19 protein-coding genes are annotated in these 22,202 nt (G+C 63.4%); 4 read left to right on the forward strand and 15 right to left on the reverse strand.

Annotation, left to right across the window (positions count from 1 at the left end):
• Nucleotides 1–740 precede the first annotated feature (740 nt).
• Nucleotides 741–2,138, forward strand: coding sequence for a sialidase family protein (locus ACTJK6_RS01555; RefSeq protein WP_440838767.1), 1,398 nt, complete (start codon nucleotides 741–743; stop codon nucleotides 2,136–2,138).
• A 24-nt stretch (nucleotides 2,139–2,162) separates the two neighbouring features.
• On the opposite strand, the gene ACTJK6_RS01560 is transcribed toward ACTJK6_RS01555, so the two are convergent.
• The 6 genes from ACTJK6_RS01560 to ACTJK6_RS01585 all read right to left on the reverse strand — a co-directional run bounded on the left by ACTJK6_RS01560 (nucleotide 2,163) and on the right by ACTJK6_RS01585 (nucleotide 9,138).
• Nucleotides 2,163–2,999: an ABC transporter permease gene (locus tag ACTJK6_RS01560; protein WP_414560669.1), complete on the reverse strand. Its 837-nt coding sequence runs from the start codon at nucleotides 2,997–2,999 to the stop codon at nucleotides 2,163–2,165.
• Between the two features lie 16 nt (nucleotides 3,000–3,015).
• Nucleotides 3,016–4,284 (reverse strand): ABC transporter permease, encoded by a 1,269-nt coding sequence (locus ACTJK6_RS01565; protein ID WP_440838191.1) that lies wholly within the window; start codon nucleotides 4,282–4,284, stop codon nucleotides 3,016–3,018.
• A gap of 103 nt (nucleotides 4,285–4,387) precedes the next feature.
• Nucleotides 4,388–5,428, reverse strand: a complete 1,041-nt coding sequence (locus tag ACTJK6_RS01570; protein ID WP_440818424.1) for an ABC transporter substrate-binding protein — start codon at nucleotides 5,426–5,428, stop codon at nucleotides 4,388–4,390.
• Nucleotides 5,429–5,499: 71 nt separating this feature from the next.
• A complete protein-coding gene (locus tag ACTJK6_RS01575) occupies nucleotides 5,500–6,588 on the reverse strand; it encodes an ABC transporter ATP-binding protein (RefSeq protein WP_232042868.1) in 1,089 nt (362 codons plus the stop codon).
• A 442-nt stretch (nucleotides 6,589–7,030) separates the two neighbouring features.
• Nucleotides 7,031–8,449, reverse strand: a complete 1,419-nt coding sequence (locus ACTJK6_RS01580) for a sensor histidine kinase (RefSeq protein WP_440838192.1) — start codon at nucleotides 8,447–8,449, stop codon at nucleotides 7,031–7,033.
• On the reverse strand, nucleotides 8,446–9,138 hold the full coding sequence (locus ACTJK6_RS01585; protein ID WP_232042866.1) for a response regulator: 693 nt from the start codon (nucleotides 9,136–9,138) through the stop codon (nucleotides 8,446–8,448). Before ACTJK6_RS01585 ends, ACTJK6_RS01580 begins: the two co-directional genes overlap by 4 nt.
• A 207-nt stretch (nucleotides 9,139–9,345) precedes the next feature.
• On the opposite strand from ACTJK6_RS01585, the gene ACTJK6_RS01590 reads away from it, so the two are divergent.
• Nucleotides 9,346–10,419 (forward strand): porin, encoded by a 1,074-nt coding sequence (locus ACTJK6_RS01590; protein ID WP_440838193.1) that lies wholly within the window; start codon nucleotides 9,346–9,348, stop codon nucleotides 10,417–10,419.
• Nucleotides 10,420–10,503: 84 nt separating this feature from the next.
• Here the strand turns inward: ACTJK6_RS01590 and ACTJK6_RS01595 are convergent, their stop codons facing one another.
• The 9 genes from ACTJK6_RS01595 to ACTJK6_RS01635 all read right to left on the reverse strand — a co-directional run bounded on the left by ACTJK6_RS01595 (nucleotide 10,504) and on the right by ACTJK6_RS01635 (nucleotide 18,697).
• Complete coding sequence (locus ACTJK6_RS01595; protein WP_322016730.1) at nucleotides 10,504–11,604, reverse strand: J domain-containing protein; 1,101 nt, start codon at nucleotides 11,602–11,604, stop codon at nucleotides 10,504–10,506.
• 86 nt (nucleotides 11,605–11,690) lie between these two features.
• On the reverse strand, nucleotides 11,691–12,485 hold the full coding sequence (locus ACTJK6_RS01600) for an ABC transporter ATP-binding protein (protein WP_232042863.1): 795 nt from the start codon (nucleotides 12,483–12,485) through the stop codon (nucleotides 11,691–11,693).
• 1 nt (nucleotide 12,486) lies between these two features.
• Nucleotides 12,487–13,395: an ABC transporter permease gene (locus ACTJK6_RS01605; protein ID WP_232042862.1), complete on the reverse strand. Its 909-nt coding sequence runs from the start codon at nucleotides 13,393–13,395 to the stop codon at nucleotides 12,487–12,489.
• A 175-nt stretch (nucleotides 13,396–13,570) separates the two neighbouring features.
• Entirely contained in the window at nucleotides 13,571–14,551 is a 981-nt protein-coding gene (locus ACTJK6_RS01610; protein ID WP_260802437.1) for an ABC transporter substrate-binding protein, read from the reverse strand.
• Between the two features lie 288 nt (nucleotides 14,552–14,839).
• Nucleotides 14,840–15,637, reverse strand: coding sequence for a peptidylprolyl isomerase (locus ACTJK6_RS01615; protein WP_232042860.1), 798 nt, complete (start codon nucleotides 15,635–15,637; stop codon nucleotides 14,840–14,842).
• 42 nt (nucleotides 15,638–15,679) lie between these two features.
• On the reverse strand, nucleotides 15,680–15,952 hold the full coding sequence (locus tag ACTJK6_RS01620) for a BolA family protein (RefSeq protein ID WP_065855099.1): 273 nt from the start codon (nucleotides 15,950–15,952) through the stop codon (nucleotides 15,680–15,682).
• Nucleotides 15,952–16,527, reverse strand: coding sequence for a septation protein A (locus ACTJK6_RS01625; RefSeq protein WP_260802438.1), 576 nt, complete (start codon nucleotides 16,525–16,527; stop codon nucleotides 15,952–15,954). The genes ACTJK6_RS01620 and ACTJK6_RS01625 overlap by 1 nt, the downstream gene beginning before the upstream one ends.
• Before the next feature lie 34 nt (nucleotides 16,528–16,561).
• A complete protein-coding gene (gene msrB, locus ACTJK6_RS01630; RefSeq protein ID WP_440838194.1) occupies nucleotides 16,562–16,948 on the reverse strand; it encodes a peptide-methionine (R)-S-oxide reductase MsrB in 387 nt (128 codons plus the stop codon).
• Between the two features lie 159 nt (nucleotides 16,949–17,107).
• On the reverse strand, nucleotides 17,108–18,697 hold the full coding sequence (locus ACTJK6_RS01635; protein ID WP_433867394.1) for a protein adenylyltransferase SelO: 1,590 nt from the start codon (nucleotides 18,695–18,697) through the stop codon (nucleotides 17,108–17,110).
• 344 nt (nucleotides 18,698–19,041) lie between these two features.
• Between ACTJK6_RS01635 and ACTJK6_RS01640 the strand changes: the two genes are divergently transcribed.
• Nucleotides 19,042–20,670 carry a 3-(methylthio)propionyl-CoA ligase gene (locus tag ACTJK6_RS01640; protein WP_232042857.1) on the forward strand — a complete coding sequence of 543 codons (1,629 nt, stop codon included), beginning with the start codon at nucleotides 19,042–19,044 and terminating at the stop codon, nucleotides 20,668–20,670.
• A 218-nt stretch (nucleotides 20,671–20,888) separates the two neighbouring features.
• Nucleotides 20,889–22,145, forward strand: a complete 1,257-nt coding sequence (locus tag ACTJK6_RS01645) for a branched-chain amino acid ABC transporter substrate-binding protein (protein WP_232042856.1) — start codon at nucleotides 20,889–20,891, stop codon at nucleotides 22,143–22,145.
• Nucleotides 22,146–22,202: the final 57 nt, after the last annotated feature.

The raw sequence follows: 22,202 nt of genomic DNA on the forward strand, positions 1-22,202 counted from the left end.
CCGAGCTCCATGCGCCGAGTTCTGAGCTCCATGCGCCGAGTTCTGAGCTCCATGCGCCGAGTTCTGAGCTCCATGCGTCGAGCTCTGAGCTCCATGCGTCGAGCTCTGAGCTCCATGCGTCGAGCAAAAAGCCCCGCGCGTCGCGTTCTCAACTCTGAACTTCGAGAAAAACGGCTTGGCAGGTCTGTCCGTTATTTCGTGCTCAAAGCTCAGCGTGGGAGTCCTGCCTTGCACTGTCATCCGGATAGGGGAGGCAGCGTGCCGCGCCGCGTGTGGTCTCCACCGGACGGTGGACTGACTGGCCAGCGCTTCCCCCTTCTGCATCGCAGCGAAATGAATCGAGTGGCGAGCTACCGTTGCCTTGCTTGCCTGTGTGGGCTTGATCCGCACGGTTGGCTGCAGCGCACCGTTAGTTTTGGTTTGCACAGCGATAAAAATTACTTCACTCCGCGATCCTAAGCATTTCCTAAGCTTACGCGGCAACGGCTGCCTGAGCGCCTTATACCCGACCGCGACCCCGCCGGGTTTCGCGGTGATGGGCGTGATGGCAGAACGCAATGGCATCGCGTCGCCATTGGGCCACGAGGTGACGGTCATGCGGAGCGTCGAATGTATGGCTCCGCTGCCAGTTGCCCGCGCGTTGCACATCGAGAAGAAGGGGGGCGTCCACCACTAGGCAGTCTCCGCACGAGGAGGTTCTCATGTCTTGTAACAGAGCGACTGCGCTGCTGCGCAGAAGCATGCTGACGGCAGCCGTGATCGCCAGCCCGACGCTTTGGGCGGCAACGCTCGTCTCCGGCCCCAGCCCGTTTGCCGGCTGTAACGTCGGCGGCCCAGGGACGAATTACGTGAATGCAGAAGTCGAGCCTTACGTGGCGGTCAACCCCGCCAATCCAACGAACTACATTGGCGTCTGGCAGCAGGACCGGTGGTCCAATGGCGGCGCACATGGCCTGATGTCTGCGGCTTCGTTCGATGGCGGCGCCACGTGGAAGCCGGTGCCTCAGCCGTTCAGCACGTGTGCGGGTGGATTGGGGTACGAGCGGGCTTCCGATCCGTGGGTGTCGTTCGGGCCGGACGGCACGGCCTACTCGGTGTCGATTTCGTTCAACCACACCAACAACAGCAACGCAGTCGGTGCAGCCGTCTCAAGAGATGGCGGCTTGAGCTGGACCCACCTCACGAAGCTCATCACCGACGACGAACCGAGCACGCAGTTCTTCAACGACAAGGAGTCGGTGACGGCGGACCCCGTCAAGCGCGGCGTGGCCTACGCAGTGTGGGACCGTCTGGAGCAACCCAACGGCAACCCGTATGCGGATCAGCATGCGCTGGCGTTTCGTGGACCGGGGATGTTCTCCAAGACGGTGGACGGAGGCCAGACCTGGAGTGCGCCGAGCGTGATGGTGAACACGCCGTCGGAGTATCAGACCATCGGCAACCAGATTGTGGTGAATGCACAGACCGGCGCGCTGTACGATTTCTTCAACTACATCCACGCGCCGGGTAGATCGGCTGGCAGCAACAGCGTGGCGTTCGTCAAATCGACGGATGGCGGCGCGACGTGGAGCAAGCCGCAGATCATTGCGAGCCTGCAACTGGTGAGCGTCACAGATCCGAATACCGGCGAGGCATTGCGCACGGGCGACATCATTCCCGAGCCTGCCATCGACCCGGCCACGGGGCAGCTCTATGTGGTCTGGCAGGATGGGCGCTTCAGCGGTGGCGCGCATGCGGATATCGCGCTCTCGACCTCCACCGACGGCGGCCGTACCTGGAGCGCGCCAAGCCAGGTGAACACGCCGACAGGCAAGGCGGCCTTCAACGCGATGGTGGGCGTCAATTCCGCCGGCACGGTGGCGGTGACGTACTACGACGTGCGCAATCTGGCGGCAGGCAATACCACCACACTGCCGACGGACTACTGGCAGACGCTGTCGACCAACGGGGGCCAATCTTTCGGCAGTGAATCGCACCTGGCCGGGCCGTTCGATATGAAGACAGCACCCGTTGCGGAGGGCTTCTTCATTGGCGACTACGCTGGCCTGGCGGCGACCGGCACGAAGTTCGTGCCGTTCTTCATCCAGACCAACTCGGGCAACCTGACCAACCGGACGGACGTGTTCGTTTCGCCATAACGGCAGGCGTTGGGGCGGACGCTGTCAGGCCACGGCCTTAGCCGCAGCCCGCCCCCGCAACCACTCAAACGTCAGCAGCAGCCCCGTCGAGAACACAATCAGAATCGTCGCCAGCGCTGCAATCGTCGGCGAGATGTTCTCGCGGATGCCCGTGAACATCTGGCGTGGCAGCGTCACCTGATCGGCCCCCGCCAGGAAGAGCGTCACCACCACCTCATCAAACGACGTGGCAAACGCAAACAGCGCACCGGAAATCACGCCCGGTGCGATGACGGGCAGGGTGATGCGGAAGAACGTCATAACTGGGTTGGCACCCAGCGACAGGCTCGCCCGCACGAGGTTGTGATTGAAGCCCTGCAGCGTCGCCAGCACGGTCGTCACCACAAACGGCACGCCCAGCGCCGCATGCGCGAGGATCAGCCCGATATACGTATTGGCCAGGCCCAGCGGGGCGAAGAACAGGTACATGCCCACGCCGACCACCACCACGGGCACGATCATCGGCGACACCAGCACCGCCATCAGCAAGCCCTTGCCGCGGAAGTCCGCCTTGTTCAGCCCGATGGCGGCCAGGGTGCCGAGCACCGTTGCGACGATCGTGGCGGCGGGGGCGACGATGAAGCTGTTCTTGGCCGCCATGCGCCATTCGTCAGACGTGACGAGGTTCTGGTACCAGCGCAGCGAATAGCTCGGAATCGGATACGAAAGGAACGTGCTCGACGAGAACGACAGCGGCACGATCACCAGCACCGGCAGCACGAGGTACAGCAGCGTCAGCACGGCCAGGCCGCGCAGCGCGAAGTACCAGATGCGCTCGATGAGCGAGGTGTGCGGGGCGAACATCGGTTTGGCGAGTTTCATTGTCGATGGGCTCCGTTCAACCAACGCGGACCTTGGGCCGCGTAAAGCGTCCATACACGGCGTACAGCACCAGCGTCGCCAGCAACAGCAGCGCACCCAGCGCGCACGCCATGCCCCAGTTGATCGTGACGTTGGTGAAGTAGGCCACGTAGTAGCTGACCATCTGGTCATTCGGCCCGCCCAGCAGCGCGGGGGTGATGTAGTAACCGAGGGCCAGGATGAACACCAGCAGCGCGCCGGCGCCGATGCCCGGATACGTCTGCGGCACATACACGCGCCAGAACGCGGCAAACGGATGGCTGCCCAGCGACACAGCCGCGCGCTGGTACGTGGGCGGGATCGACTTCATCACGCTGTACAGCGGCAGGATCATGAACGGCAGCAGGATGTGCGTCATCGAGATGTACACGCCCACGCGGTTGAACAGCAGCGCCAGCGGCTCCTTGATGATGCCGAGGTCCATCAGGCCGTGGTTGATCAGGCCTTCGGTCTGCAGTAGCACGATCCACGCCGCCACGCGCACGAGGATGGACGTCCAGAACGGGATCAGCACCATCACCATGACGAGGTTGGCGCGGCGCTCCGGCAGCGAGGCAATCCAGTACGAGAGCGGATAGCCCAGCAGCAGTGCGAACAGCGTCACCATCGCGCTGATGACGAAGGTGCGGATGAACACCGTCACGTAGATCTGCTCGTCGGGGTCGGTCGCTTCGATATGGCCGAAGGCATCTTGCCGGTGGTCCAGCGCGGCCAGCAGGTAGAACGGCGACGTGCGGCTGCTGTTCTTGGCGATGGCCTGCCAGTACGTGACATCGCCCCAGCGCTCGTCGAGTTCGAGGAGCCTGGCGCGGGTCTGGCCGGGCGTCAGCGTCAATGCCTTGCCCTGGTCATCGGCCAGCGGCATGGCGCGCGCGGTCTTGGCAACCAGCGAGCGGAAGCCCGGGATTTCAGTGTTGAGGCGGCGGGCCAGGGCGCCCATCGCTTCGCCTTCGCTCACGATGGTGAGGTCTGCGGCGAGCGCTGCGTAGGCGGCGTCGGCCGGCGGGCTCTTGCGGTCCCAGTCTTTCAGGGCGACGACGGTTTTGGGCAGCGCGTCGGCCACCTCGGGGTTCTGCACGGCGCGCGTGAGCAGGGCGCCGATCGGCACGACAAAGATCAGCAGCAGGAAGATGGCGAGCGGCGCCACCAGCGCCAGGGCCATGGCACGCCTGCGCGCCTCAGCGCTCTTCAATTCGCGTTTGAGTTTGGCCGTCGAATCAGGAACCGATTCAGCCGCGATCGTCATGGTGTTCAATGCTGCCTCGCCATCGCTACGGGAATTCGTCCGCGCGGTTGCCTTGCCAAGCCGGCAGGGCACCGCGCGGTCACTGCGTTACACCGCTATGCGGTTACTTCGACGCCCACGAGGCGAAGCGCTGTTCCAGCTCGTCGCCGTGGTCGGTCCAGAACTGCAGGTTCTGCAGCACGGCGTTCTTGGCGTTCTCCGGGGAGTTCGGCATGTTCGCCTGCGTCTTGGCGTCGAGCGCCTTGATGGCCGCCACGTTGGCCGGGCCGTACGCGATGTGCTTGGCGTACTCCTGCTGCGGCTTTTGCGACAGCGTGTAGGCGATGTACTGCTCGGCCAGCGCCTTGTTCGGCGTGCCCTTGGGGATGGCCCAGTAGTCCAGGTCGTAGATGCTGCCGTTCCAGACCACCTTCAGGTTCTTGCCTTCGCGCTGGGCGGCGTCGATGCGGCCGTTGAAGGCGGTGGACATCACCACGTCACCCGCCACCAGGAATTGCGGCGGCTGCGCGCCGGCTTCCCACCACTGGATGTTCGGCTTGAGCTGGTCGAGCTTCTTGAACGCGCGGTTCTGGCCGTCCTTGGTGGCCAGCACCTTGTACACGTCCTTGACGGGCACGCCGTCGGCCATCAGCGCGAACTCGAGGTTGCCGCGCGCACCCTTGCGCATGCCGCGCTTGCCCGGGAATTTCTTCACGTCCCAGAAATCGGCCCAGCCGGTCGGGGCGGTCTTGAGCTTGTCGGCGTTGTACGCCATCGCGGTCGACCACACGAAGAAGCCCACGCCGCAGGTGCTCGGCGACTCGGGGATCAGATCGCTCTTCTTTGCGATCTTGCTCCAGTCGAGCTTCTCGAACAGGCCTTCATCGCAGCCGCGGCCGATGTCGCCCGATTCCACTTCCACCACGTCCCAGTTGACGTGCTTGGCTTCGACCATGGCCTTGATCTTGGCCTGCTCGCCGTTGTACTCGACCACGGTGACCTTGTTGCCGGTCTGCGCCTCGAACGGCTTGTTGAAGGCCGCCTTCTGCGCGTCGCCATTGGCGCCGCCGAAGTTGACGACGGTGATTTCCGATGCGTGCGCGCCGAATGCAATGGCGAACGCACCGGCAAGCACGGACAGACGCGTCTTTGTGATGTGTTTCATTCCTGGCTCCTCTTATTGGCGTGTGGGTACAACGTGTGGTCGTGGCATGCGGGCAGGGTTGCCCGCGTGCGTCATGCAAAAACGCGCAGGTGTTCGGGTGCGAACTCAAGCTGGATCGGTGCGCCGGGTGCGAAGCCTTCGAGCGCGCGCGTGCCCAGCGGCACCTTCACGAAACATTCGGGTTGATCGGGCAGGGCACAGCGCATGCGCACGTGGTCGCCAAAGTAGACGAGGCCACGTGTCTGGCCAGTGATCGCGTTGCCGGCGGCGGAGGCACCCTCGGCCAGGCGCATGCGCTCGGGGCGGATGCAGCCGGTGGCGGTGGCCCCCACGTTGGCGCCGGCGATGTTGCGGCCCATGATGCGGGCGCCGTCGTTGAGTTGCAGCTCGCAGTAGTCGCCGTCGACGCGGGTGACGGTGCCGCGCAGCGTGTTGCTGTCGCCGATGAAGTTGGCGACGAACTCGTTGCAGGGGCGTTCGTAGAGGCTGTCCACGGTGTCGAGCTGCTGCACGATGCCTTTGTCGAACACGGCCACGCGGTCGGACATGGTGAGTGCCTCGCCCTGGTCGTGCGTCACGTAGACAAAGGTCACGCCCAGCTTTTCGTGCAGCGACTTCAGCTCGTACTGCATGTGCTCACGCAGTTGCTTGTCGAGTGCGCCCAGGGGTTCGTCCATCAGCACGAGCTTGGGCTCGAACACCAGCGCGCGGGCCAGCGCAATACGCTGCTGCTGGCCGCCCGACAGCTGCGCGGGGTAGCGCTTGGCAAAGCCTTCCATCCGGACCATCTGCAGGGCCTTGTGCACGCGGTCTGCACGCTCGCTGGCGGGAATCTTGCGCACCGTCAGCGGGTATTCCACGTTCTGCGCCACCGTCAGGTGCGGAAACAGCGCGTAGTTCTGGAACACCATGCCGATGTTGCGCTTGTGCGGAGGCACGTTGTTGAGCAGCGCGCCTTCCAGGCGGATCTCACCGCCGGTCGGGAATTCGAACCCGGCCAGCATCATCAGGCACGTGGTCTTGCCCGAGCCGGAGGGGCCCAGCAGGGTCAGGAATTCGCCCTGGTAGATGTCTAGGTCCAGATGCTTGACCACGAGGGTCTCGCCGTCATACGTCTTGCGTACACCGCGAAAGCTGACGATCACGTCGTCGGTCTTCATTGCTGCCTCCTGCCGTTCTCCGATCCTTTCGGGTCGGTCAACATGCCGTGTTGTGACGAATTGTTGATGGACTATAGCGGCTCATTGTTCTGCAAAGTGGACCCAATCCTGGTTATTTGATGGAGCCATTTTTAGCGACACCTCAGGCGCGGCCTACGGGCGCGCGGCCCGTGGCACCACAATAGGGAAAACCCCGGATGCCTTGCCCGAGCAAGCTCGGCGGCCGATCGTGTGGTGGGTGCGATGTGTTTGAGTTTAGGTCGTGCGCCAGCCCACGTGCGGCGGGCATAACAGAGCGCGGATGGAACCAATTTTGGCGGAACAGCGGGCCCGGTCAGGGCGCGTGGAAATGGTGCGCCGCGTCGTCACGCAAATGGTGCAAGGCGTTGGGCAGGTTTTGTGGAGCGCTAGGAAGACGATGTTGTCGTGCAGCAACCCGCGTTCAGCCGGGCGTGTCCTCAGCCAACGCCAGGGCCAGGTAGACGCTCACGGTCAGGCCCCCACCGGGCGTTTCAGACAGCGCGACCGTGCCGCCGTGCAGGCGAGCGATCTCGCGGACGATCGCCAGCCCCAGCCCGCTGCCGTCGTGGCCTTCCGATGCCGCACCGCGATAAAAACGGCCGAAGACCGCATCGCGCTCGGGCACGGCAATGCCGGGGCCATCGTCTTCCACTTGCAGCACGGCCTGCTCGCCGAGCATCGCCATCGCCTGCCGTTTGACCCGCAGCGTGACGCGCGCGCCGTTTCCGGCGTAGAGGATGGCGTTGTCGAGCAGGTTGCTGATCAGCTCCTGCAGCCATTGGGATTCGCCCGCGATCGTCACGGGTTCGCCTTCAAAGCCGAGGTCGACGCCGGATTTGCGGGCCACGGGCGCCAGTTCCAGCGCGACATCGCCAGCCAGTGTGTCCAGGCGCAGCGGCTGGAGCTGCGGTGCGTAGCCGCTGTCGGTCTCCAGGCGCGAGAGCGACAGCAGTTGCTGCACGCCCCGCGCGGCCTGGCGCACGGTGCCGTGCAGCGGCTCAAGGTGGCGGCGGATGCGTTCTCCATCGGGCTCGCGCAGCGCGAGTTCGGACTGCGCCTGGATCACGGCCAGCGGCGTCTTCAATTGATGTGCGGCATCGGCAAAGAAGCGCTTGCGGGCTTGCACCATGCGCAGCAGGCGCGCCACATACTGATTGATGGCCTCGACCAGCGGAGCCACTTCCGCCGGTAAGCCTTGCTGCGGTAGCGGGGCAAGCTCATCGGTACCGCGTCCGGTAACGGTCTCGCTCAGTTGGCGCAGTGGTCGCAGACCCCGCCTGATACCCAGCCAGACAATGCCGACCGCCAGCACCACGAGCAGGCCCTCTTGCTGGAGGGAGCCCGCCAGGATCTCGTGCGCCAGCGCCTCGCGCGGCTCCAATGTCTCACCCACCAACAGCCACACGAGCTGGATCTGGGCAGACTGGGCGTCTCGCACGGGCACGGTTTGCGCAGCCAGGCGCACGGGCATGCCCTGGAATTGGCTGTCGTAAAAGACGGAGCGATAGGGCGCCGGCCGCCGCCCGGTCGGCATGGGCAGATCGTCATAACCGGTCAGCGTCTTGCCGTTGGCATCAGTCAGGCGATAGAAGACGCTGCTGCCGGTTTCCGATTGCAGAACGTCCAGCGCGAGGTAGGGCAGGTCGATGGCGAACTGCTTGTCGCGAAGGCGCACGCCTTCACGCATGGCCTTGAGCGACGCTTCGAGCGTACGGTCGAACGCGGCGTTTGCAGCCGTCATGGCCCGCGCATACGTAAGCCACGCGTCGAGCGCGAGCAGCCCCATGAGTGGCAGCAGCAGCCAGAACGAAAGCTGCCGGCGCAGGGTGGGCAGGCTCATCGGCCTGCGGTCGCGGTCGTGCTGGGCGTGGCTTCCAGCAGATAGCCGAGACCGCGCAGCATGACGATGGCCACGCCGCTGCCGTCGAGTTTTTTGCGCAGGCGGTGCACGTAGATCTCGATGGCATCGGCGTTGACCGATTCGTTGATGCTGAAGATCTTTTCCGAGATGGCGGCCTTGTTGACAGCGCGGCCATCGCGCAGCATCAGCACCTCCAGCACGGCGCGCTCGCGGCCGGTGAGGGCGAGCAGTTCGCCATGAAGCGTGAAGGCCCCGCTGATGCCGTCGTAGTGCAGCGGGCCGCATTGCAGCTGCGTGCTCTCGTGCCCGTGGCTGCGGCGGATGAGCGCCCGGGCGCGGGCCTCCACTTCGGTCAGGTCGAACGGTTTCGCAAGGTAATCGTCAGCCCCGAGGTTCAGGCCGCGCACGCGTTCTTCCACGGCGCCGTGTGCGGTCAGGATCATCACGGGCAGCGGGTTCTTGCGCGCGCGCAGGCGGCGCAGCACTTCCAGTCCGTCCAGGCGCGGCAGGCCAATGTCGAGAATAGCGAGCGCGTAGTCCTGCGTGGTGAGCAGCAAGTCGGCCGCGTGGCCGTCATGCACGCAATCGACCGTGAAGCCGGCCTGGCCGAGGGCTTCTTCCAGCGTGCTGGCCAGCTTCAGGTTGTCTTCCACCAACAGGATGCGCATATCGGACGTCTCTCAATCAGCCGCAGAGGAATACAGACATCGCCGCATGTTTTGAAGCTAGGGAAACCCCCGAGAACGCCGCGACACACACCGGCAATTTCCCGCCAATCGAAAGTGAACTGAAAGTGCGCCCCTCATACGATCCGTCCCGCCCAAAGCCCCTGTGACCGGGGCTCTTGCGCAAGGACAACGAATAAGGGAGACCTGATGAACAAGACTTCGATGGCGCTGGCAGTGGTTGCGCTTGCCACCGCTACCACGGCCGGCACGGCCGCCGCACAATCCTCCAACGTGACCCTGTACGGGATCATGGATTCGGGTATCGAATACGTGAACCACGCCGGCCCGAACGGCGGCAGCGCCACGCGCCTCGTCTCGGGAGGCAAGAACACGTCGCGCTGGGGCATGCGCGGCACGGAAGATCTGGGCGGCGGCCTGAAGGCCGTGTTCAACCTGGAAAGCGGCATCGCCATCGACACCGGCAAGCTCGACACCGACAACACGCTGTTCGACCGCCGCGCCGTGGTCGGTCTGGCGGGTGGCTTCGGGCAAGTGGTGGCAGGTCGCACCTTCACGACCACGTACGACTTCATGCTGCCGTACGACCCGATGGGCTACGCGCCGAACTACTCGTGGGCAACGTCGTCCACGGCCACGGGCGATCGCAAGGACGGCCTGTTCTCGCGCGCCTCCAACGCTGTGCGCTATGACGGCAAGTTTGGCGGTCTGAAGCTGGGTGCCACCGTGGGCTTTGGCGAGGCGGCCGGCAACTTCAAGAGCAGCTCCAAGTACGACCTGGGCGTCGGCTACAGCGTGGGCGGCTTCTCGGCCGCAGTCACGTGGGATCGCCAGAACGGCGCGGGCACCAGCACCACGCCGGCAGACACGACCGATTACATCCAGGGCATCCATGCCGGTGCCAGCTACGACTTTGGTGCACTGAAGCTGTTTGCGGGCTACCGCAACTACAAGCGCGCCTTTACCACGGCCGCCACCAGCCTGCGCAGCGATATGTACTGGGCGGGTGCCAGCTATGACGTGACGCCGGCCTTCACGCTGTACGGCGCGGTGTACAAGCAGAACATCAAGGACGGCACGGATGCCGATCCGATCCTGTTCTCCGTGCGCGGCCAGTACGCACTGTCCAAGCGCACGACGGCGTATCTGTCTGCCGGTTATGCCAAGGCCAAGAACGGCCAGAACGTGAGCCTGTCGCGCGACGTGATCGGCTACGCCAACAACCAGGTTGGCGTGACGATGGGCCTGCAGCACCGCTTCTGATCGGCCAATCGAACGATCGCTGTAAAGAACACGGGCACCTTCGGGGGCCCGTTCTGTTGGATCGGTGCGCAGCTCAACAGGCCATCAGTCGAGCACTGGGCGGGATTTCAGCATGCGCCGCACGTCTTTGAAATCGTCAAAGGCGGCAAGGTCCTGCTCGATATTGCGGACGTGTTGGCGCAGCGCTGCGATGTCGATATCGAGCTTTTGCAAGATGGCGTCCGGCGGAAGTGCCCCGAACCGCTGATACCCGTATGTGTACCGAAACGTCGTCTCGACACGATGGATCTGCCGGTCCAGCTCGCGCACCTGGTCTTTCAGGATCTGGTTGTAATGCGTCAGCCGCGCTTCGCTGATCTGGTTGATCGAGCGCTGGTCGATGTGCTCCAGCTCAAGCTGCAACTCCAGCAGTTGCAGCAGGTTGTTCTTGTCGTAAGCCTCGTTGACGCGCTGCATGAGCCGCGTCTTCCGGTCGCGCTCCTGCGGATCGCTCTCTCGGTCGGGGTGCAGGGCGCTGGCGAGCTTGCGATAGACCTCGCGGATGGAGATGCTGATCTGCGCCTGTTCATCTTCTTCCCGCGCTTCTGCCGCAAGTTGCTTCGGAGATTTCTTTCGCGCGGCCCGGCGGGCTTCACGCTTGGTTGCGGCGGCGGCCTTTTTCTCGGCGCGTTGCTCGATGTGCACGCGGGCGCGTTGCAGTAGCGCTTCCTCTGAATGGACATCCGCGTCGTCGCCCAGGTCGACGCCGAGGGCGGCCTCCAGCCTAGCCTTCATCTCCGCGGCTTGCAGCGCGGCTTCCCGGTCGAAATCCGTGCCGCTGTACTTGTTGTAAAGCGCCTTCAGGCTTGTGTCTTCATCGATCAGATCGCGTGTCAGATCGATGATGAGGGCGGATATCTTGCGGCGCTCGGCCTTGGTGAAGGCTTCGTGCTCGTAGATCTGGTCCAGGTTGCGCACAAAGCGGATTTGCAATGCGATTCGGCTGCGCTCCAGCGGCAGGAACTCGCCGGCATATCGGCTCTGGAACTGAACGGTGGCCGTCTCCCAATCCGCCAGCCGCTTGCGCCGATTCTCGATCTGCTTGATCAGCGCGTTGAATGCTTTCTGGCCTTTTGTCAGCGCTGATGAGTCGTCCGCATGCTGATCGGGCGCGATGCTGATGGCAGGGCGATGGGCCTTGGTCATGGAGCGGAAATGTCGCGGGCTCCGCTAAGGGAGCCCGGTCTGTGTGTGATGTGCCCTGAGCGTCGTGGTGACGCCCAGGAACGGGATCAGCCCAGCAACAGCGCGTCGTCGTCCACCTTGGCGCCGCGCGTTTCCTCGAACTTCTGCAGCAGGTGCGGCACGTCCAGGCCGCGGCGTTCTTCGCCTTGCACGTCGAGGATCACGTTGCCCTGGTGCAGCATCACCGTGCGATCGCCGTAGTCGAGCGCCTGGCGCATGGAGTGCGTCACCATCATCGTCGTCAGCTTGCTCTCCGACACGATCTTGGCGGTCAGCTCCAGCACGAAGGCGGCCGTTTTCGGGTCCAGCGCGGCGGTGTGCTCGTCCAGCAGCAGGATGCGCGACGGCTGCAGCGAGGCCATCAGCAGGCTCACGGCCTGGCGCTGGCCACCCGAGAGCAGGCCGATGCGATCGGTCAGGCGGTTTTCGAGGCCCAAGTCCAGCCGGCGCAGTTGCTCGCGGAAAATCTCGCGCCACTTGCGGTTGGTCGCGAACGAGAAACCGCGACGCTGCCCGCGGCACATGGCCAGCGACATGTTCTCTTCGATGGTCAGGTTTTCGCAGGTGCCGGCCATCGGGTCCTGGAACACGCGGGCGACCTTGTCGGCGCGTTGCCACGCGGTCTTGCGCGTGACGTCTTCGCCGTCGATGGTGATGCTGCCCGAATCGACGATGTAGTCACCGCTGATGGAGTTCAGGAACGTCGACTTGCCGGCGCCGTTCGAGCCGATTACGGCCACGAACTGGCCTGACGGGATCTCGAGCGACAAGCCGCGCAGCGCGCGCGTCTCGATGGGCGTGCCGGGGTTGAAGGTGAGGGTGAGTCCTTGTGCGCTCAGCATGTCAGTTCCCCTTGGTACCGGTCTTGGCCAGCTTGCCGAACACCTTGCGACGCATGCCGGGCAGCACCAGGGCGATCACCACCAGCGCAGCGGTCACCATGTTCAGATCCTGCGCCTGCAGGCCGATGAAATCGCTGTTGAGCGCAAGGGCGATGAAGAAGCGATACAGGATCGCGCCGACCACCACGGCCAGCGTGGTCAGCACCAGGCGGCGGGCCGGCAGCACGGTCTCACCGATGATGACGGCGGCCAGGCCGATGACGATGGTGCCGATACCCATCGACACATCGGCGCCGCCCTGCGTTTGCGCGTAGAGCGCTCCAGCAAGCGCTACCAGTGCGTTCGACAGCGCCATGCCGGCCAGCGTGGCAGCGCCGGTGGCGATGCCCTGGGCGCGGGCCATGCGCGGGTTGGCGCCCGTGGCGCGCAGCGACAGGCCGATCTGCGTGGAGAAGAACCAGTCCACCAGCAGCTTGACCACTACCACCACGACAGCCAGCAGCACGGGGCGGAACACGTAGTCGGGCATCCATTCCGGCTGCAGCAGTGAGAAGACCGTGGGCTCGGAGATGAGCGGCACGTTTGGTTTGCCCATGATGCGCAGGTTGACCGAGTACAGCGCGATCATCATCAGGATACTGGCGAGCAGATCCATGATTTTCAGGCGCACGTTGAGCCAGCCCGTGATGAAGCCGGCAGCGGCACCGGCCAGGGTGCCACCCATCGTCGACACGAACGGATCGTGGCCGCCGGCGATGAGCGTGGCCGCCACGGCGCCGCCCATCGGGAAGCTGCCATCAACGGTGAGGTCAGGGAAATTAAGGATGCGGAAGGAAATCAGCACCCCGAGCGCCACGAGGCTGAAGATCAGACCGATCTCCAGGGCGCCGAGTAATGAAAACAGTGACATGACAGAGTGGGGCGCGGTGATTGGGCACCGGCCTGTGTGCAATGAACGGGGACGCTTGTGGGTAGCAGCGTAAGCGCCCGGCCATTATGCGGCGGATAGCCGCGTTGGGGCTCGGGCAGCCAGACCCGCGCCAGGCCGGCTCCGTCAGGCGGAAGCCGACCTGGCGCCTTGCGAGTTACTTGATGACTTCCTTGGCGTCCTTCAGCAGATCTGCCGACAGGGTCGCGCCTTGCTTCTTGGCCGCGCCTTCGTTCACGAACAGTTCCAGGTCGGTGCTGCCGGCCGACGCAATCGCGCCCGGCTTCTCACCCTTCAGGATGCGGGCGACGACCTTGCCGGTCTGCTGGCCCAGCTTGTAGTAGTTGATGCCCAGCGCAGCGATGGCACCACGCTTCACGCTGTCAGTGTCGCCGGCAACCAGCGGAATCTTCGCTTCGTTGGCCACTTTCACCAGCGATTCGTACGCCGACACCACGTTGTTGTCGGTGTTCGTGTAGATCACGTCGACCTTGCCGATCAGGTTCTTGGCCGCCGGCGCGATGTCCACGGTACGCGGTGCGGCCGACTCGACCAGCGTCATGCCTTGCGCCGACAGCAGCTTCTTCAGTTCAGTGACGACCACGACCGAGTTCGCTTCACCCGGGTTGTAGACCATGCCCACGCGCTTGGCATTCGGCACCACGCGCTTGATGAGGGCAATCTGCTTGTCCAGCGGCAGCTTGTCGGACACGCCGGTCACGTTGGTGCCGGTCGGCGCCCAGCTCTTGACCAGTTGCGCGGCAACCGGATCGGTCACGCCCGAATACACGACGGGGATGGACTTGGTGGCGGCCACAACAGCCTGCGCCGACGGCGTGGCGATGGCGATGATGGCGTCCGGCTTGTCGCCGATGAACTTGCGGGCGATCTGTGCGGCGGTGGCAGTGCTGCCTTGTGCGCTCTGGTATTCCCACTTCAGGTTCTTGCCTGCGTCAAAACCTTCGGCCTTGAGTTGTTCCTTGGCGCCGTCGCGGATGGCGTCGAGCGCCGGGTGCTCAACGATGGCCAGCACTTCGACCGACTTGGTGGCCTGGGCCAGTGCCGGTGCGGCTTGCAGCAGTGCCATCGGAATGGCGGCAAGCGCGGCAATGCGCAAGGCGTGCTTGAACGTGGACATAAGGATCTCCTGTTTCCTTTTGGGTGGTTTCGCTCTGGCGGCGAGCGGGATATGCCCGTGCCGGCGTGGTTGGTTTTTCAGACTCTCGATTCTTGAGCGCACCGAAGCAGTGCAATGCCGGCGCACGTGGGCGCACATTATGGGACAAATCGCAATGCTTTTCAGCAAACACTTCAAAAGAACTCGGGGGCAGGAAAGGGGATTCCGGTTGCGTGCGATGCAACGCAGCCATCAAATCAAAAAGGGGCACGAGGCCCCTTTTTTTACTGCCCCAACGGGCCGCGCTGCTTACTGGATCTTCGCTTTTTCGCGCAGGTCTTTCAGCATCGCCTGGAACTTGCTGCGTTGCCAGTTCTGGTCGCCCATCATCATTTCAAGCAGTTGCGGCTTGACGTCTTCGTACGACGGGATCTTCGCGTCGCGCGTGTCGTCCAGGCGGATCACGTGCCAGCCGAATTGCGTCTTGACCGGCGTCTGGGTGATCTGGCCCTTCTTCAGGCTGGTGAGCGCGGCCGAGAATTCCGGCACGTAGGTGCCCGGGTTCGCCCAGTCCAGATCGCCGCCGTTGGCGCCCGATCCCTTGTCTTTCGACTGCGCCTTGGCGATGTCTTCAAACTTGGCGCCGGCCTTCAGCTTGGCAATGATGGCCTTTGCGTCGGCTTCCTTGTCCACCAGGATGTGGTGGGCATGGTATTCCTTGCCGTTGCCGAACTGCGCCTTGATCTTGTCGTACTGCTTGTGCAGCTCTTCTTCGGTGGCGGGGCTGTTCTTGACGTAGTCTTCGAACTCGGCGGCCACGAGCACGTTCAGGCGGGCCGATGCCAGCTGTTCCTGAATGTCGTCGCGTTCCAGCAGGCCGCGCTTGGCGGCGTCCTGCTCGATCAGTTCACGGTCGACCAGCATGTCGCGGGCCTTGGCACGCAGCTCGGGCGATTCGGGCTGGCCCGACTTCTTGATCAGCGCGTCCACCTTGGCGCTCGGGATGGCTTTGCCGTTGACCACCGCGGCGTTTTGCGCCATAGCGGGAGCAACGGTCGCAGCAAAGGCAACAGCCAGCAGGCTGGCAGTGAGGCTGGAAATCTTCATGGGATTGCGTTCGAGGGAAGGACGAGTGAGCGTGGAATGCGCTTACGTGTTTTCTTCGGGAGTGACCGCGCGGATCGCCAGCGCATGGATTGCCGCCGGCCACAGCGTGTGCAGCGCATCATACACCATGCGATGACGCGCCAAACGGTTCTTGCCGGCAAAGGCCGCGCTGACAATTTCGACGTTGTAATGTCCGCCGCCGGAGGCCGCGCCGGCGTGTCCGGCGTGCTTGGCACTATCGTCTTCCACGACGAGGTGGGCGGGCTGAAACGCCTCGCGCAGAAGGCGTTCGATTTCTCGCGGATCGGCAGCCATCAGCGGTCGTCTCCGATGTTGTTGGCGTCGTTGGCCGCATTGGCGGGGCGCTCCTGCATGTGGCGCGCCAGCCAGACACTCTGCACGAGGATGAAGACCACCATCAGGCCCATCGAGCCGAACAGCTTGAAGTTGACCCACACGTCGGTGTCGAAGTTGTAGGCCACGTAGAGGTTCAGGCAGCCCATGGCCAGGAAGAACGCCGCCCACACCAGGTTCAGACGGGCCCAGAGCGGATCGGGCAGCGAAACCTGCTGCTCCATCATGGCGCGGATGAGGTTCTTGCGAACGAACACCACGCTGCCCAGCAGCACCACGCCAAACAGCCAGTACAGCACCGTAGGCTTCCACTTGATGAAGGTCTCGTTGTGGAAGATAAGCGTGGCGCCGCCAAACACGCCGATGATGAGCAGCGACAGCCACTGCATCGCGTCGACCTTGCGGTGCTTGAACCACACCCAGGCGATCTGCAGCACGGTGGCGACCATCGCGACGGTGGTCGCCACATAAATACCGGCCACCTTGAAGGCAGCAAAGAACAGGATGACCGGGAACAGATCGAACAGGAATTTCATGCGGGAACGCGCTTAGGCGGGCAGATGCGGAAGATCAATCGCCGAATTTTAGCGCAGCCGAGTTAATGCAATACCGCAGGCCGGTGGGCGCAGGGCCATCTTCGAACACGTGGCCAAGGTGCGCGCCACAGTTCTTGCACTGCACTTCGATGCGCAGCATGCCGTGCGAGCGGTCGGTTTTGTCGGCGATCACCTCGCCGTTGATGGGCTGGAAATAGCTCGGCCAGCCGCAGCCCGCATCAAACTTGGTCGACGATTCAAACAGCGGCGTGCCGCAGCAGACGCAGTTGTAGACGCCCCGGTCCCAGTGGTCCCAGTACTTGCCTGTGAAGGGGCGTTCGGTGGCGGCTTCGCGGGTGACGCGGTATTCGATGTCGGAGAGTTGGTCGCGCCATTCGGCGTCGGACTTCGTGACGGTCATGGTGATGAGACTCCTTGTTGGATTCGGCAACCGCGGGATGGAAGCGATCGGGCGGCTGACGTTGTTTTGTCGTGCTGCCGCGGTAATCCTGACAGGCGCGGATTAGAGCACGGTGTCAGTTCCGGCGCATCACGCCTGCCTGCATGTCGGCATGCCGGATTACGACGAGCAGCTCACTTCCAGCGATGACGCCCAATCGGGCGCAGGCTGCGCGTAGTGCTCGAAGCCGGGGTGGTCGTCAAACGGGCGGGCCAGCACGGCGCGCAGGTTTTCGACTTCGGAGAAATCCTTTTCCTTGGCGCGGCGGATGGCGATTTCAGCCAGGTGGTTGCGCAGCACGTATTTCGGGTTGACGCGGTGCATGGCTGCCGCGCGCTGGTCGTCGGATTGCGGTTCGGCCTGCAAGCGCTGGCGATAGGCAGCAAGCCACACGTCTGCGGCCGCGCGGTCGAAGAAGAAATCACGCACGGTGCGCGCTTCTGCCGCGGCAGGCGTGTCGTCACGGCGCACGTCGGCAAGGTGGCGGAAGAACAGCGTGTAATCGGTGCGTTGTGTGTGCAGCAGCTTGAAGAGGTCGCCGAACAGCGTTTCGTCTTCGTCCTGTGCGGTGGAAAGGCCAAGCTTGGCGCGATAACGTGCGTAGAACGTTGCGCCGTAGACGTCGCGGTAGGTCAGCAGCACGTTTTGCGCGGCGTCGATCGCGGGTTGCGCCTGGGCTTCGTCGCTCAAGTTGACGAAAACGTCGGGATCTTCGCCGAACAGCGGCAGCAACGCCTGCGCGAGGCAGAACAGGTTCCAGTAGCCGATCTGTGGCTGCTGAGCGTAGGCGTAACGGCCGCCGGTGTCGGAGTGGTTGCAGATGTGGTTGGCGTTGAAACCATCCAGGAAGCCGAACGGGCCGTAGTCGAGCGTGAGACCGAGGATCGACATGTTGTCGGTGTTCATCACGCCGTGGCAAAAGCCAACGGCTTGCCAGTCGGCCATCAGTTCAGCGGTGCGGCGGGCGAGTTCACGCAGCAGGGCGAGATACGGTTGCGGCTCGCTGCGGCAGGCGGGGTAGAAGCGGTCGATGACGTAATCGGCAAGTGCGCGAAGCTGGGGCAGTTGTTCGCTGGCCGAAAAGTGCTCGAAGTGGCCAAAGCGTACGAACGACGGCGCGAGGCGCGTGACAACGGCGGCGGTTTCGATCTCTTCGCGGCGAATGGGGGCGTCGGCACCGGTCACGCACAGGGCGCGTGTGGTTGGAATGCCGAGGCCTGCCATGGCTTCCGAGCACAAAAACTCGCGGATGGACGAGCGCAGCACGGCGCGCCCGTCGCCCATGCGCGAATACGGCGTACGGCCGGCACCTTTGAGCTGGACTTCGCAGGGGCCTTCGGCGGTCTGCAGCTCGGCCAGCAACAGCGCGCGGCCATCGCCCAGTTGGCCAGCCCACACGCCGAACTGGTGGCCTGAATAGACGGTGGCAAGCGGATCGCTCCAGGGGGCGACGGCGTTACCGGTAAAGACAGCCAGCCCTGCGGGGGTGTCAAGTTCCGCCCGCGAGATGCCAAGCGACGCTGCAGCGTCTGGTGAAAAACCCACGAGATACGGCGTGCCGATCGGCCCTGAAGGCATGGGCATGGGCGGCAGGCGCGTCAGAAAGCGTTCGCCAAGCGCAGAAAAACCAGCGGCCGCGGCGGGGCGGCCGGGCCAGTCGAAAGGGCTCGCAAGGGAATCGTCAGGCAAGGCGGCAGGGGAAGAAGTCATAGGGTGGGGCGGCAGGGCAGGCGGCCGATAGCACAGGAAACGGCGCAAAAACAGTGCCGAACCTTCAAACGTTGTGCGCTTTGCAGCGCAGCAAAATACGCTTTACGTAGGGGAAAACGCCATGTTGAGACGCAGCAACGCTATCGCGTATTGTACTTGCGAGTAAAGAAAGCTGCAGCCTGCGAACCCTTGCACCACAACGATTCGCACGGTTTTTCAGATGGCCGGGTAAACATGGGGGCCGATGTGGCAGCGCACAACAATATCCCGTTGACGTGCTTGGCGATCACGGGAACAATCGGCCAAAAAATAGAACGGTTGTTCAGTTTTTTCTAGGAGACACCATGGCCCTGATGGGACAAATGATGAGCGCCCCTTTGCTCGTCTCGACCATCATCGAACATGCAGCGCGCAATTCCGGTTCGACTGAAGTCGTGTCGCGCCGTGTCGAGGGCGATATCCATCGCACCACGTACCGGCAAGTGCGAGACCGCTCCAAGCAACTGGCAAATGCGCTGGCCGCACTCGGTGTGCAGCCCGGCGAGCGCGTCGGTACGCTGGCCTGGAACGGCTATCGCCACCTTGAAATCTATTACGGCGTGTCTGGTTCGGGCTCGGTGTGCCACACCATCAACCCGCGGCTGTTTCCCGACCAGATCGCCTACATCGTCAATCACGCTGAAGATCAGTACGTCTTCTTCGACCTGACGTTCGTGCCGCTCATCGAGGGCATTGCGCCGCATTGCCCGAACGTGAAGGGCTGGGTGGCAATGACCGATCGCGCGCACATGCCCACCTCCAGTGTGCCGATGCTCTGCTACGAAGAGCTGCTGGACGCGCAAAGCGCCGACTACACCTGGCCGCAGTTCGACGAAAACACCGCAGCCGGCCTGTGCTACACGTCGGGCACCACGGGCAACCCGAAGGGCGCGTTGTATTCGCATCGATCCACGGTGCTGCATTCATATGCGTCAGCATTGCCTGATGCCCTTGGGTGCTCGGCGCAGGACGTGATCCTGCCGGTGGTGCCGATGTTCCACGTCAACGCCTGGGGGCTGCCGTATTCGGTGCCGTTGGTGGGTGCCAAGCTGGTCTTCCCGGGGCCGAAATTGGATGGCGCCTCGCTGTATGAGCTGTTCGAGCAGGAGAAGGTGACGTTCTCCGCCGGCGTGCCGACCGTGTGGCTAGGCTTGCTGCAACACGTGCAGGCCAACAAGCTGAAATTCTCGACGTTCCGCAAGACCGTGATTGGCGGTTCGGCTGCGCCGCCGGCCATGATCCGCACGCTCAAGGAACTGGACGTGGAAGTCATCCATGCGTGGGGCATGACCGAGATGTCACCACTGGGCACCACATGCAAGCTGATGGGCAAGCATGCAGACCTGCCCGATGAGGCCAAGCAGCACGTGCTCGAGCGCCAAGGCCGCGCCATCTACGGCGTCGAAATGAAGATCGTCGATGCTGAAGGCCAAGAACTGCCGTGGGACGGCAAGGCCTTTGGCGATCTCTACGTGCGCGGGCCGTGGACGATCCAGAGCTATTACCGCAACGACAAGTCGCCCCTGGTCGACGGCTGGTTCCCCACGGGTGACGTGGCGAACATCGATGCCGACGGCTACATGCAGATCACGGATCGCAGCAAGGACGTGATCAAGTCCGGCGGCGAGTGGATCTCGTCCATCGATGTGGAAAACGTGGCCGCTGCGCACCCCGGCGTGCACATGGCCGCGTGCATCGCATGCCATCACCCCAAGTGGGACGAACGCCCGCTGCTGGTGGTGATGAAGAAGCCCGGTGTGGAACTCACGCGCGAGGAGATGCTCAAGTTCTTCGAAGGCAAGGTCGCCAAGTGGTGGATTCCGGATGACGTGGTGTTCGTCACCGAAATTCCGCTCACGGCCACCGGCAAGATGCAGAAGCTGAAACTGCGCGAGCAGTTCAAGGATTATCAGTTCCCCGCTGTACAGGCTTAGCTACATATAGAAACCGCCGCCCGTGCACGGGTCACCCCGGCACGAGGACGGCGGACGTAAGACAACCGGATCAGGGCCGGCCGCCGCGCGACGGACACGTCGACGCGGTGGGATGAAGCCCGGGCGCGTTGCAACCTGGAGACGCAAGCAGCCGCACGCCCACCAGAGGCACGCGGAGAGTGACTCGCCGGCGGCTCCACCACATGAAGGAGACACGCATGACGAAGTTCCGTCCGTTGGTTGTGGCTGTTGCATGTGTTGCGGCAATCGGTGGGGCAGTCCTGCCCACTGCATCGTCCGCCGCCGAAACCGTGAAGATCGCCTGGATCGATCCGTTGTCCGGCCTGATGGGTGCGCTGGGCCAGAACCAGTTGCGCAGCTGGCAGTACATCGCCGATCTCGCCACGCAGAAGAACTGGGCCGGCGACGGCACGAAGTTCGAAGTGGTGGGCTTTGACAACAAGCTCTCGCCGCAGGAAAGCCTGACGGCCCTCAAGCAGGTGGCCGATCAGGGCATCCATTACATCGTGCAGGGCAACGGCTCGAGCGTCGGCATGGCGCTGGAAGATGCCGTGGCCAAGTACAACGAGCGTAATCCGGGCAAGGAAATCGTTTATCTGAACTACGCTGCGGTGGATCCGGATATGACGAACAGCAAGTGCAATTACTGGCACTTCCGCCTGGACGCCAACTCCGACATGAAGATGGAAGCGCTGACCAGCTTCCTGGCGAAGGATCCGAAGGTCAAGAAGGTCTACCTGATCAACCAGAACTATTCGTTCGGCCATCAGGTGGCGCGTGCGGCCAAGGAATACCTCAAGCGCAAGCGTCCGGACATCGAGATCGTGGGTGAAGACCTGCACCCGCTGGCGCAGGTGAAGGACTTCTCGCCGTACGTGTCGAAGATCAAGTCGTCGGGTGCCGATACCGTCATCACCGGCAACTGGGGCAGCGACTTGGCCCTGCTGATCAAGGCCGGCAAGGATGCAGGCTTGAACGCGAACTTCTATACGTACTACGCCTCGACCACGGGCGTGCCGACAGCGATGGGTTCTGCAGGCGCAGATCACGTGAAGTACGTGGGCTACTGGAACGTCAACAACGACGGCTTCAAGGGCGCCGATATCGTCGAGGGCTACAAGAAGAAGTACAACGACGATTACTACCTCATGGCCTCGTATACCGGCATCGCCATGCTGGCCAAGGCCATCAAGCAGACCAAGTCTGTCGAGCCTGCCAAGGTTGCCAAGGCCTTTGAAGGCATGAAGGTCGACAGCCTGAACGGCACCTTCGAGATGCGCGCGTCTGACCACCAGGGCCAGCAGCCGCTCTACATCGCCACCTGGGAAAAGACGAACGGCAAGAACGTCAAGTTCGACCAGGAGAACACCGGCTACGGCTGGAAGACCGACGCTGTGCTCGATCAGTACGTCGCGTCGCAGCCGACCTCCTGCCAGATGAAGCGTCCGCAGTAAGGGCGCGGGTGGTGTGCCGAAGGGCTGCCCGATGCTATCGTGCGGCGATGTTTTAAA

It is taken from the genome of Ralstonia sp. 22086, from assembly GCF_052045975.1.
Lineage (GTDB): Bacteria > Pseudomonadota > Gammaproteobacteria > Burkholderiales > Burkholderiaceae > Ralstonia > Ralstonia wenshanensis.